Annotated in this window: 10 protein-coding genes; 1 reads left to right on the top strand and 9 read right to left on the bottom strand. The window is 55.1% G+C overall.

Annotated elements, in window-relative coordinates; all coding sequences use genetic code 11:
• Positions 1-63: 63 nt before the first annotated feature.
• The 9 genes from ABGT79_RS13385 to ABGT79_RS13345 all read right to left on the bottom strand — a co-directional run bounded on the left by ABGT79_RS13385 (position 64) and on the right by ABGT79_RS13345 (position 11,969).
• Entirely contained in the window at positions 64-822 is a 759-nt protein-coding gene (locus ABGT79_RS13385; protein ID WP_346666600.1) for an aldolase/citrate lyase family protein, read from the bottom strand.
• Positions 819-2,015, bottom strand: a complete 1,197-nt coding sequence (locus tag ABGT79_RS13380; RefSeq protein ID WP_346666599.1) for a pyridoxal phosphate-dependent aminotransferase — start codon at positions 2,013-2,015, stop codon at positions 819-821. Before ABGT79_RS13380 ends, ABGT79_RS13385 begins: the two co-directional genes overlap by 4 nt.
• Positions 2,016-2,036: 21 nt before the next feature.
• Entirely contained in the window at positions 2,037-3,017 is a 981-nt protein-coding gene (locus tag ABGT79_RS13375) for an EamA family transporter (RefSeq protein ID WP_346666598.1), read from the bottom strand.
• 113 nt (positions 3,018-3,130) lie between these two features.
• Positions 3,131-3,985: an amidohydrolase family protein gene (locus tag ABGT79_RS13370; RefSeq protein ID WP_346666597.1), complete on the bottom strand. Its 855-nt coding sequence runs from the start codon at positions 3,983-3,985 to the stop codon at positions 3,131-3,133.
• A gap of 25 nt (positions 3,986-4,010) precedes the next feature.
• Entirely contained in the window at positions 4,011-5,954 is a 1,944-nt protein-coding gene (locus ABGT79_RS13365) for an FAD-dependent oxidoreductase (protein ID WP_346666596.1), read from the bottom strand.
• Positions 5,955-6,085: 131 nt separating this feature from the next.
• Complete coding sequence (locus ABGT79_RS13360; RefSeq protein ID WP_346666595.1) at positions 6,086-6,943, bottom strand: amidohydrolase family protein; 858 nt, start codon at positions 6,941-6,943, stop codon at positions 6,086-6,088.
• Between the two features lie 56 nt (positions 6,944-6,999).
• A complete protein-coding gene (locus ABGT79_RS13355; protein WP_346666594.1) occupies positions 7,000-7,980 on the bottom strand; it encodes a TAXI family TRAP transporter solute-binding subunit in 981 nt (326 codons plus the stop codon).
• 39 nt (positions 7,981-8,019) lie between these two features.
• Positions 8,020-9,906, bottom strand: coding sequence for a TRAP transporter permease (locus ABGT79_RS13350; RefSeq protein ID WP_346666593.1), 1,887 nt, complete (start codon positions 9,904-9,906; stop codon positions 8,020-8,022).
• Positions 9,907-10,040: 134 nt separating this feature from the next.
• Complete coding sequence (locus ABGT79_RS13345; RefSeq protein WP_346666592.1) at positions 10,041-11,969, bottom strand: FAD-dependent oxidoreductase; 1,929 nt, start codon at positions 11,967-11,969, stop codon at positions 10,041-10,043.
• A gap of 438 nt (positions 11,970-12,407) precedes the next feature.
• Between ABGT79_RS13345 and ABGT79_RS13340 the strand changes: the two genes are divergently transcribed.
• Entirely contained in the window at positions 12,408-13,361 is a 954-nt protein-coding gene (locus ABGT79_RS13340; RefSeq protein WP_346666591.1) for a LysR substrate-binding domain-containing protein, read from the top strand.
• Positions 13,362-13,582: the final 221 nt, after the last annotated feature.

Raw genomic sequence — 13,582 nt, 5'->3', positions numbered from 1 at the left:
GCATCGAAAAGGTGTTTTTATTTATATATGGCCAGAGTTATATAGTCGTTAGCATCATTCTTGCTATTCACTCAGCATGCGCTTGATCCCCGCCACAAGGAAGGCGGTATCTACGCCTATCGCCGCTCCCTGATATCCCTGCTCGAAACTGCGTCTGGCTTCCGCCATGGAGTTTGCATACAGGAAGGCAAGCTTCCCATGACTCTTGCAGGCATTGAGCACGCGTTCCAAGGCCTGACGAAAAGCCGGAGCATCAAACTGCGCAGGCATGCCAAGCGCCACGGAAAGATCATACGGGCCCACAAAGATGCCGTCTATGCCGTCGAGGGCAACAATGTCTTCGATGCTCTCCAGTGCGCCCTTTGTTTCACACTGGGGCAGAAGAAGCGTATATTCGTTGGTTTTATTGAAGTATTCCTGAATATTGCCGAGCCCTTCGGCGAAACCGAAGGATGCACTTCTGGAAAAGGCGAATCCCCGGGAGCCTCTGGGATAAAACTTGGCATATTCCACCAGCGAGGCCGCCTCTTCCACGGATTGCACATTGGGCACAATGATGCCTCTTGCACCGAGATCGAGCGCATGCAGCACCGCGGCCCGGGATGAGTCTCTCACCCTCACGAAGGGTTCGGCCGCATGCAGCTGTATGGCGCGAATCATTTCGCCTACGCTTTCTTCTGTGAAAGGACCATGTTCCGTATCAATGATGACGTAATCCAGACCGGACAGACTCAGGCATTCCGCAACAGGCGCTCCGCCGAGATGACAGAAAGTTCCTATGACGCCCTGCCCTTCCTGAAGCTTGCGGGAAAACATGCTCATTTTGCTACTCCTTTCTTTTCCAGGCATTCACGCATGAGCGACACGGCGAGCTTCAGATTTTCCATGGAATTGGCGTAGGACACGCGCACAAAGTCCTTGCCCATGGAGCCGAACACATGTCCGGGAGTCAACGATACACCGGCCTCATCGATCATGAGACGGCAGAACTCATCCGCCGTCATTCCGGTGTTCACGATATTCATAAAGATGTAGAACGCGCCGTCGGGCATGCGGCAGGAGCAGCCGGGCAAGGTGTTGAGGGCTTCCACCATGTAGTTGCGGCGATTCTCATATTCCCGGATCATGGCGCGGGACGGGGCATCATCTTCCGTGAGCGCTGCAAGACCTGCATACTGAATGAACGTATTCGGGCACGACAGATTGTAGAAGTTCAGACGCATAAGAGGATCGATCAGAGCGCGGTCGCACAAGAGATACCCCAGACGCCAGCCCGTCATAGCGAAATACTTGGAAAAACCATGCAGCACAATAAGACGCTTCTTCAGAGAAGGCAGAGACGCAGCGCTGCAGTATTTCTTTCCGCCGTACACCATGTCGGCATACACTTCATCGGATATCACAAGCAGATTATGCCGTTCGGCCAGATCCGCCACAATGCGCAGGGAGCTCTCGTCCAGCATGGAGCCGCAGGGATTGGAAGGCGAATTGAGCAGAATGGCCTTGGTGCGCGGCGTAACCAGCTTTTCCAGCTCTTCCGCCTTCAGCTGAAAGTCATCCTTCTCATCAAGCGGATAGGAAACGGCTTCTGCCCCGGCAATATGAGGCAGCGTAAAATAGCAAAGATATCCGGGATCAGGAACCAGGATTTCGTCGCCCGGATTCAGATAGGCGTTCATCGACAGAAATATCCCCTGTTCCACGCCCGTGGTGATGATGACCTCATCAGGAGTATAGCTGCTTCCGTACAGCTTATTGTAATGCGCTGCCACGGCAGCCCGGAGTTCGGCTATGCCGGTCACCGGTCCGTAGTGCATCTTTCCTTCATCCATGGCCTTCTTGCAGGCGCGGACGATGTGATCAGGCGTATTGAAGTCCGGTTCGCCGATTTCCAGATGAACGATTCTCTTCCCCTGCGCTTCCAACTTGCCGGCATAGGCAATGACCTCGCGGATCTTGGAAAGCGGAGCGTTGACCATTCTGTCAGCCTGAGCAATGGGAGCATTATTGGACATATCTGTATCCTTCTGATATAATTATAGATTGTTTGTCCTTGCGGTCCGAATCGGCACGTTCTTCAACGCTCTTTTGCGGGACCGGGATGAGGAACCTTGACCGGTGCTGTTGGAAAAAACGCACACTACGGCGCCAACGATCAGCGCGCAGGCAAACACGATACGCAGGGTTACGGCTTCTCCGGCAAAAAGTGCGCCCAGCACCACGGCAATAACGGGATCAATGTAGGCAAAAGAAACAGCAACAATGGTCCGCGTATTGGCCAGCAGCCAGTAATAACAGCCGTATCCCAGAATGCTGGTAAACAGCGTCAGGAAAATCATGCCATACCAGGCTTCGGGCGTTACGGCATCCAAATTCACCTTTTCTCCCATAATCCAGCTTGCCGCCAGCGACTGCACGCCGCCAAAGAACATGACCAGTGCAACGCTGCTGAACAGAGAAAGCCTGGAATTCTGGAGAAAATATCTGGCGTACAGAGACCCCAGAACGAAACTGAGCACACCCACCATAAGCAGCAGCACGCCGGAAAGAGAAATGTCGGCCTGCTGATCGTCGTTTCCCCCGAAGGAAAGCAGCGCCATCCCCATGGTAGCTCCTGCGATGCCCACGCATTGAAGCAGGGATGGTCTGTTATCTCCCAGCATCAGCCAGCCGCCCAGAACCATGGCCAGAGGAATGCTGCCGTAAAGCATGGCGGCTACACCGGAGGGGACGCTCTGCTGTCCCAAAGCCTGAAAAACATTGTTAAGAAACATGATGAAGAAAGCCATGTTCCAGTAATGGAACAGCTCCTTCAGACCGGAAATTCTGCCGTGACTGGTAAAAGAAAGCACAAAGAGAAGCAGAGCTCCGGCGGTACACAGCCGAATTCCACCTTGAAAAATCGGCGGAAAACTCGTCAGCACAAACTTCGTACCTAAAAAACTTCCCCCCCAGGAAAAGTACAGCAGGGCCAAACAAAGGCATACTTTCAGAGGAGACACTGATTTCTTCGGCATAACGTCTCCACAGCATGAAAAAGTGTCTGTGCGTTACTGGGGAGGGTATGAATACCCTCCCCAGTAACTTTTAAACCGTATGGGAAGCCCCAACTGCTGCACGTTAAAGGCTGTTACAGGCCAAGCAGACGAGCCGCATTGTCATACAGATTGGCCTTGAGCGCATCAGGCTCGAAAGGCTGACTGCACCATCCCTTGTAGCACTGAGCGAAGCCGCGCAGAGGATAGGCGCTGGCGTACAGCGTGCGGTACTTCAGGAAGGTGTTGGCGGCCTTGACATAGTCCTGCGCATAGGGCCATCCGGGGATGTACAGATAGCAGTCGGGCATGAGATACACGTTGGGGCAGCGCAGAGCCACGGCCAGCATGCTCTGAACCTGCGGCCAGCCGCCGTGCGATACGCATATCTTCATGTTCGGATACTTCTTGGCCACATGCTGAATGGTGATGGGATCGGAATAAGTCAGATCCGGACCATAGCAGAAGCTCAGGGAAATCAGGGTGATGCCGCCGAGTTCGTTGACCTTCTCATAGACGGGATCAATGATGGGATCGTCAGGCTTCAGAGAGGGAGAGCACCAGCCCACTTCCAGGCTGATGCCGCGGAAGCCCCAGTCTCTGATGCAGCGGGTCACTTCATCCACAGCGTCGGGACTGTTGGGATCAATGCCGGCGAAGCCGAAGAAACGATTGGGATCCTTTTTGATGAATTCATAGATGTCGGCATTGTCCACGAATCCGTTGGGGCCGCAGTTGCGGCCGATGATGCCGGCCTTGTCGATGCCGTTGGCCTCCATTTCCTGCATGAACAGGTCCATGTCACCCTTGTCGGCCGACGGAATGGGATCCTTGCCCGTTTCATAAGGATCAATGTACGCGGGATCATGGGAACCCTGATGTCCGCCGAACATGCCGCCGGTGGTAAAGAAGCTCTTGAAGGGAGGACGGATACGGAAATCAAAAAGCATGATGAACTCCTTGATAATAGAAGGGTTACAAGACGAGTGCTGCATGGAATCCGCTATGCACGGCATCCATGATTTTGGCCGTTTTCACACAATCTCCCACCGACACGCACGGACACTTCAGCGACCCCGCCAAGACTCCTGCCAGCTCCGTATCGGGCCGACAGCCCACCGCGATGACAAGGCTCTGGAAGCCTTCCAGCACCTCTTCCGCGCCGTTTGGCAGACGCACCGTCACAGCATGATCAGAACCAATGGAGCGGATTTCGTTGCCGGCGCGGCATTCCACATTCAGCTCCTTCAAGCGGCGCATGAGAAGCACACGGGAGCACCACTCCATGTCCTTGGCAAGCTGGGGCTGCATTTCCACAATGGTGACCGACTTTCCCTGCTCGGCAAGGAATTCCGCCGTTTCACAGCCGATGAGGCCGCCACCGAGCACGATCACCTTTTCCCCGCAGGGGGCTCCGAGCAGAACCTGCTGCGCCGTCACGGCATCGGGAACGGAGGCGCAGAAACGAGGAATCACCGGTCGGCTGCCCGCGGCCACCACCACGGCGTCGGGCTTCAGGGCGGCGACATTTTCCACCGTCGCTTCCGTGGAGAAGCGGAAGTCCACACCAGCTCTCTTCGCCTTTCCGTAGAAATAGCGGACGATGCGAAGCAAATCGCTCTTATGCGGAGGAATGGCGGCAAGATTGATCTGACCGCCTGCCTTTTCGGAACGCTCAAGCAGCGTGACGCTGTGTCCGCGCTCCGCCGCCGTGGCTGCCGCCATGAGCCCGGCAGGTCCGGCTCCCACCACCACTATGCGGCGCGGATGCTCCGCCGCGGGAACAGACGGCATAGAAGCCTCGTTGCCGGAAAGAGGATTCAGCGCGCAGGTGATGGGAACCATCTTGTCGGCATTGCCCACACATCCCTGTCCGCAGGCGACGCAGGGGCAGATTTCCTCTTCCCTGCCGGCAGCAAATTTTTCCACCAGATGAGAATCGGCAATGAGGGCGCGTCCCATGATGACGAAATCCGCCAGCCCCTCGGAAACCACGCGTTCCGCGGTTTCCGGATCGGAAATGCGCCCGGTGAGAATGACCTTGAGCCTGTCGCCCAGCTTCTCTCGGACCGCTCGGCTCGTGGCCGAGTTCCATGCCTTGGGCATGCAGGTTGGAGGCGTCATGAGCTCGAAGCAATACTGCATGCCCGCAGTGATATCGACGGCATTCAGACCGGCGTCGGCCAGAGTTTCGCACAACGCCAGCGTGGTATCCAAATCTATGCCGTTGCCGCCGGGCACGTCCTCAATGGACGTATGACGATAAAGAATGGGAAAATCGTCGCCTACGGCGCGACGAACGGCGCGCATGACTTCGGCAGGAAAACGCAGACGCTTTTCCAGCGTGCCGCCGTAGGCGTCGGTACGCCTGTTGGTGAACGCCGACACGGACTGTTCCAGCAGGTATCCGCTCGCGCCGTGTATTTCCACGGCATCGAATCCGGCCTTGCGAGCGCGCACCGCGGCCTGTGCCCAGGCTTCCGCCAGACGGGAAAACTCTGCTTCATCAAGAATGATAGCGTTGTCGGGTTCAAAGACGCCGGGAATGACGCTGAACACCCGGCGCGCCATGTGAGAATATTCGGGATGAGCCCGGCCACCGCCGTGCTGCAGCTGTATGGCTATGCGCGCACCGTGGGCATGCACCCGGTCGGTGAGCTTGCGAAGACCGGGAATGAAACGGTCGTCGCTGATGTCAAGGCCATGAAGAAACGTCTTGCCAGACTGGTCAATGGAAGTCGCTTCCACAATTATCAGTCCCACTCCCCCTTTGGCCCGTTCCTCGTAGTAGGCAAGCAGGCGTTCCGTAACGTATCCGCCGTCCACGGCCATGTCCGTCACCATGCCGGGCAGGACATACCGGTTTCGGATGGAAAGAGTGTGAATGTTTAAAGGGGTCAGCGAAACAGGAGTGCTCATTTCACAACATCCTTCTCTGAGAAGTTGCCTGAAAATTTCTTATGTTAATCCGTGTACAAGCAGAGAAGAATACGCTTTTCCACCCGGCAGGCCCTTCCCGTCGTCATACTCCGGGAAAGGCCTGCTTCAGATCAGTCTATGCCAAGAAGCCGGGCGGCGTTTCCGTAAAGGGAAAGTTCCAGAGCTTCAGGATCCCAAGGACGCTTTTTCCAGCCTTCAATAGTCTGCTTGAGGCTGCGTTCAGGATAGGTGCTGCCGAAGATCGTGCGATACTTCAGGAAGGAGTTCGCGGCTTCGATATAGGTGTCGGCAAAAGGCATGCAGTCGATGTACACATAGCAGTCCGGCACCAGATACACGTTGGGGCAACGCATGGCCACGGCGAGCATGCGTTCAACATGAGGCCAGCAGGCATGAGCCACAACAATCTTCATGTCGGGATAACGGTTGGCAACGTGCTGCACGATGACCGGATCGGAATAGGTGAGATCCGGGCCGAGAGCCGCGCTCACGCTCATGACCAGAATGCCGCCGAGCTCGTGGCACTTGTCATAAATGGGAGTGAAGACGGGATCGTCGCCCATAAGCGGAGGATTGAGCCAGCCGGGATCGACGCTGATGCCCTTGAAACCCCACTGCGAGAGGCAGCGTTCCACTTCTTCCACGGCGTCGGGATCACAGGGATCAATGCCGGCGAAGGGAATGAAGCGACCGGGATACTTCTGCGTCAGCTCATACAGGTCCTTGTTGTCCACCACGCCGAAGTCGTCGGCATGACGCCCCATGAGCACGGCCTTCACGATGCCGTTGTCGTCCATTTCCTTGATGAAGGCATCCATGTCGTGGGCGTCGGCAGTGACGTTGGGTTCGCGGCCCAGCTCAAAGGCTCCCCATTCGGCAGGATCGGCAGGAAGCGGACGCCAGGGCTTGTAAAGGCTCAGATTAAGATAGCTCTTATACGGAGGACGGGCACGGAAATCAATAATCATGAGAAGTACTCCTTTTTGTGACGGGGAGTTGAAAAACTCCCCGCGGATGTTGTGAGTTATTTGATCAGACCGGCTTCCTTGTAGTAGCGGGCGGCGCCGGGATGCAGAGGAGCACCGGTGTCCAGACCGGCCTTTTCAGCCGAGCAGTTGGCCCAGGCCGCATTGCCCTTGCGGATATCGTCGATGTTGGTGATGAAGGCCTTGGTGATGTTGTAGGCGACATCTTCATCCATGTCGGAACGGACAATGATTTCATTGCAGGTGGCCACGGTGTCGATATTCTTGCCGACATGGCCCTTGAACAGGTTGGCGGGAATGGTGCCGGGATACAGACCAAACTTCTTGGACACGGTGTCGATGACCTTCTTGTCGATGGGCAGCCACACGAGATCCACGGACTGCACGAGTTCGGTGAAGAACCAGGATTCGCCGGGGCCGACCCAGACGATGGCGTCGAGCTGGCCGTCCTTCATCATGTTGACGACGTCGTCGAAATTGTTGTTGTACAGCTTGCCGCCCCAGCTCTTGATGTCCTTGTAGGAGGCGCCGTAGGCTTCAAGCACCCAGCCGAAGTAGGTGTGTTCGGAGCTGCCAACCGCGCCGTGAGACAGACGGATGGGCATCTTCTGCTTCACGATCTGCTCGATGGAGGTAATGCCGGATTCCTTGGTAACGACGAAATGCAGAGGCGCGGTGTCGTTAAGATTGACGATGGCGGAAATATTGGAATAGGTCTTCTTGAACGGGGCACGACCTTCGATGGCGGCAAGATCGGTAGGATGCATGCCGATGCCGATATCTGCCTTTCTCTGTTCCAGCAGGGCCACGTTCGACATGGAGCTGCCGGGCAGCATGGTCACTTCATAGTTCGGATTGGCATCCGTGAAGGCCTTTGCCACAAGCCCCATGCCAAGGTACCAGCCGCCGGAGACGGGGCCGGAAACGGCAGTCAGCTTGGTCTTTTCGGCTGCGTGCCCGGCAAACGGGAGCATGGTGACCGAGAGCATCATGACGGCGGCAGTCAACAGTTTACGCATAGGATCCTCCAAATTTAGAGATGAATGGACGGTATGACCTTACGCGGCGCAGATTTTGCGCGTGCGTATTTTCTGAAGCAGGAACACCAGGGCAAGGCAGCCCAGTCCGGCCATGTCGGTCAGCACGCCGGGGTAAAGCAGCATCAGACCGCCAAGGACAAGAATAAGCCGTTCCCAGATGTAGCAGCGGCAGACGAGCCAGTTCTGGAGTCCGCCGGCAAGACTGATGGCGCCGACGATGGCCGAGGCCGCGGCAATGCCGATTTCCGTCCAGGAGCCTTCCATGAGAAGCGCAGGTTCAAACACGAACATGAACGGCACCACAAACGCCACAATGCCGAGCTTCATGGATGTTACGCCGGTCTCCATGGCGTTTGCCTCTGCTATGGCCGCACCGGCGTAGGCGGCCAGACATACCGGTGGCGTGATGACCGACAAGATGGCGTAGAAGTACACAAACATATGGGCAGACACCGCGGGGACGCCCACCTTCATGAGGGCGGGAGCTCCAAGAGTGGCCACGATGATGTACGCGGGCGCGGTAGGAAGGCCCATGCCGAGTACGATGCAGGTGAACATGAGCAGAACAAGCAGGAGCAGCAGGTTGCCGTCGGCAAATTCCGTGATGACGAGGATGAACTTGTAGCCGATGCCGGTGAGCGACACGATGCCGATGATGATGCCGGCGCAGGCGCAGCTTGCGGACACCATGAGGGAGTTCTTCGCGGAAAGCTCAAGGGCGTACAGGAAGCGCTTCCAGGTGAAGCGGGTTTCTTCTCTGAACACGCTGAGGGCGATGATGCTCAGCGTGCCATAGAAGGCGCACGCGATGATGCTGCGTCCCATCAGAAGGATGGTGATGAGGAACACCAGCGGGAACATGTAGTAGAGACGACGAACCACTTCGGACGTCTGGGGAACCATTTCGGCGGGAATGGTGCCCATGTTCTTGCGCACGGCTTCCAGATGGATGCAGACGTACAGCGTGAAGTAGTAGAGAATGGAAGGAATCAGCGCTGCCTTGGCGATGGTGAGATAGCTCACACCGACCACGTCGGCCATGATGAAGGCGGCCGCGCCCATGATGGGGGGCATCATCTGACCGCCGGTGGAGGCCACGGCTTCCACGGCGCCGGCGAAGTGCGGCGCATAGCCGACCTTCTTCATGAGCGGAATGGTGAACGTGCCAGTGCCGTACACGTTGGAAGCCGCGGAACCATTGATGGTGCCGAAAAGAGCCGAGGCAAAAATAGCCACCTTGGCGGGGCCGCCCTTGGCGTTGCGGGTCAGCAGGCAGGAAAGCGACATGAACACCGAGCTCATGTTCGAGCATTCAAGGAATGCGCCGAACATGACGAAGGCAAAGATCATGCCTGCCGCAGCGCCCAGAGGCACGCCGTAGATGCCGTCGGTCAGCAGAAAGAGCTGTTCAATGAGTCTGTCGTAGGAAATGCCGTTGTGCGAGAGGCCGCCGGGCATATACTGTCCCCATATGCCGTAGGCGAGGAAAGCGCCGGAGATGATGACAAGCGCCCAGCCGGACGTGCGACGGGTGATTTCCAGCGTGACGATGATGAGGCAGGTGCCGTAGAAAATATCCTGATTCGTCACCTCATCGATATATTTCAGCCGTTCTGCAAGCTCTTCCGCATGCTGAAACACATAAATATTGATGGCTATGGAAATCGCAATCAACACCAGATCCATAACCAGAAAGAGAGGATTTTCCTTCTCTCCCGGCTTCACCTTGACAGGAGGTATAAGCATGAACGTCAATATGGCGATGAGGCTGAGATGCGTGCCTCGTAGAATATGCGTATCGGTCACACCAAAACCGCCAGTGAAGTATATCTGAAAAGCACATAGTATAATAGAAACTACAGTGACTACTGGCTTTAGTGATTCTCGACTGAATGATAACGACATAAACACCTCCTAACACCAGGATCCGTATTATTCAGATGCCGACTTCATAATTTATTATTGTTTCTGCATCCTGAACCATGGAATCTGTTCATTCATGGTTCAGGAGCAGAAGACACTAGCTCCAGGCTGTCGTATTAGAAATTGTATGCGATATGGAAACCATCCCAGACGCCGTTGATGATTTTTCCAACCTTCTTGCAATCGCCGACGCGAACGAAGTCCAGACCGGCGGCCGCCAGCTCGGAACATACCGTCGTGTCGGGCCGGTAGCCCAGGGCAACGACGATGGTGTCGAAACCGGAGAGCGTCTTTTCCACGTAGGGAGTCTTCACGCGCACTTCCCCGCCTGCACAGACGGAAAGAACTTCCGTTTCCGTCATGCTGACCACGCCAAGTTCGGCAAGGCGCGGCATGAGCATCTGCCGGGTCTTGTATTCCATGTCGGCGGCAATGGTGTCGCGCAGTTCGACGATGGTGACGGCCTTTCCCTGATCGGCAAGGAATTCCGCGGTTTCGCTGCCCACCAGGCCGCCGCCTATGACAAGGCACTTTGCTCCGGCCTGCACTTTTGCTTCAAGAATGTCCTGAGCAAGCACATATTCCGCGCCACGGCAGAATCCCGGCACAATGGGCACCCCGCCCGTAGCCACCACGATATGATCCGCATGCATGGCCCGCAGAGTCTCAACGTCGGCACGGGTGTTCAGTCTCACATCCACTCCGGCCCGGGCAAGAGCTCCGGCATAATAGGCTCCCAGCGTCGCATACACGCCCTTTCCCGGAGGAAGCGCCGCCACATTGGCCAGACCGCCCAGACGGGAACCGGCCTCAAACAGCACGACCTTGTGTCCGCGACAGGCCGCGGTGAGCGCCACTTCACAGCCGGCAGGGCCGCCGCCGACGACGGCAATGATCTTGGAAACGGCGGCCGGGTCCATGGGGTAATCGCCCTCATATCCGGTGCGGGGATTCACGGCGCAAGAGATGGGACGACACTCATTGAGCATTCCGGTGCAGCCTTCGTTGCAGCCGATGCAGGGAAGGATTTCCTCATCGCGTCCTTCCGCCAGCTTCTTCGGCAGGAAGGGATCGGCCAAAAGGGCCCGGCCCATGGCTACGATGTCCGCCTTGCCGGAGTCGACGATGGATTCCGCCGTTCTACGGTTGCAGATGCGGCCGACAACCGCCACGGGAATGCGGGAGCCGATGGCGTTCTTGATGACTGCGGCTCTGTCCGCATTCCAGCCGTCCGGCACACTGGCCGGCGGAATGATGTATTCCACGGATTCACCGATGCCGATGGAAAGATTCAGCATGTCCACGCCGTGATCGGTCATGGCGCGGCAAATGGAGACAGCCTGATCCATGTCGATGCCGCCGGGCATGAACTCCATCATGCTGAAGCGGAAAAGCACGGGATAATCGTCGCCGACCTGCTTGCGAACGGCGGCAAGTACTTCCAGCGGGAAGCGCAGACGATTTTCCAGAGAACCGCCGTAGCAGTCGTCGCGACGGTTAGTCAGCGGAGAGAGGAACTGATTAATAAGGTAGCCATGCGCACCGTGCAGCTCGACGGCGTCGAAACCGGCCTCAACGGCTCTGCCCGCGGCACGGGCATAGGCTTCCACGAGCTCTTCGATATCGCCGGCGTCCATGACGCGGGCATTTTCCGAAGGAGCAAGACCGGGAATCATGGATACAAGCATGCGGGGCTTGCCGGAAGTGGGGGGATTGCCGAAGCGACCGCCGTGCTGCAGCTGAATGGCAATTTTGCCGTCATACTGATGCACGGCTTCCGTCAATTTGGAAAGTCCTTTAATCATGAAGTCGTCGGAAATACCAAGTCCCAGATCGAAGCTGTTTCCGCTCCGCGCCACATACGTTGCTTCAACGATATTCATGGCCGCACCGCCTTTGGCGCGTTCAGCATGATATCGAATAAGCTTATCCGTCACCTCACCGTTGACGGCGGCATGATAGGAAGCCATGGCCGGCATGACGATGCGGTTTTTCAAAGTCATCCTATTGATTTTTATAGGAGTAAACAAGACGGAACTGCTCATTTTCATTTCTCCATGACAACATATCTCAAGGTGATTTTTCGATGAAGACCTTCTTAACAACCTCTTCCGAATCCGGCGATAAGTCGTCAACTACCTAAAAAAATGACTAAACTTATGCCATACGTTATTATTTAGAAAAATGAACTTTTATTATCAAGCTAAGATTTTTCATCTATACATTAATCAAATTTATGTATATGACAAAAATCGATATGAGAAATTCAAAATTATCCCGGGGCCGACATCGACAGAATAACACGAAAAAGAAAAAAAGTTGTGAGTGCAACACCCCATGACGACGGCATTGAAATTATATAAATATAATAAATAAATTCAATATATTATATGAAAAATTGGGATAAATGCTCTAGCCTGAACGTATAATTTTATCTTCATGCAGGGTATTTCCTGCCACTATTGCCAAGGAGCGCTGATTCAATGAGCAATAATTTTTCGCTGTCAAATCAATTTTTGTATACTTTTCTTGTGACAGCAAAGTACTTGAGTTTCACAAAGGCTTCTGAAGAGCTCTGCATTACCCAAAGTGCCGTGAGTCATCGCATTCACAGTCTTGAACAAGAACTTGGTTTCCCACTTTTTTACAGGATGACGCGTAAAATAATTCTCACCGAAGAAGGAAACACGCTCTATAATGCTCTGGAGAGCAGTTTTAATCAGATAGATGAGGCCATCAAAAACATTAAAAAAGAAGAATCCAGAGGAGATCTGTTCATCGCCTGTGCCCCTTCCATCTCCGGTTGCTGGCTTTTGCCTCGTCTGAACGACTTCCGAGACCGGCATCCGGAGATCATTTTGCACATACTGAGCGACAACACGCCTCTCGGTCTTGAAAAACAGGACAGAAATCTGGATCTTGCCATCTACTGCGGAGAATCCATTTCCTCAGGACTGCACGCCACGCCGCTGCTCAGCGACAAGCTCATGCCCGTCTGCACCAAGGAATACGCGCTGGAGCATAATCTGATAGAACATCCGGAGGCATTGAAGAACTGCACGCTGATCCACGAAACATCGAATGCGGCAAACCTTCCCTACTATCTGGGCTGGGAAATCTGGAGCAAGTGGGCCGGAATTACGGGCCTGCCGCTCCACTCCGGCTACAGCTTCGACAGAGCGGAACTGACCATCATTGCCGCAAAACAGGGCTTCGGCGTGGCCTTGGGACGCGAATGGCTGCTCCGGGAAGCGCTGCATAAAGGGGAACTCATCGTTCCCTTCAATCTTGTCTTCCCTGCCCCGCAAACCTATTACATTCTCACCACACACAAGAGCATACTGCGTCCCAAGGTGCGGGCCTTCCACAACTGGCTTCTGGACAAGGCCCGGGAGTCCACGGCCTATGCGGAGCAATATCACCTTCATCAGTTTTAGCGCTTCTTAAAAGAATCACGAACGCAGAAAACAGCATTCACAGTCATGTGCTTTCACATATGTATTCAATTTCACAATACTATTTCGAAAATTGTGTGATTCCCATTTTTGTAGAAATGACAATACTAGTAAAAGCAGGTCATCCCGCGAGCCCCGTTGCCCGCCTTACCGGCATCCGGACATGCCTCTATAATCGAGAATTATTCCCAATTATAAAACAT

This window comes from uncultured Mailhella sp. (assembly GCF_963931295.1).
Taxonomy (GTDB): Bacteria; Desulfobacterota; Desulfovibrionia; order Desulfovibrionales; family Desulfovibrionaceae; genus Mailhella.
Note: the sequence above shows the minus strand (reverse complement) of the source record. Positions and strands in the feature narration are given on the sequence as shown.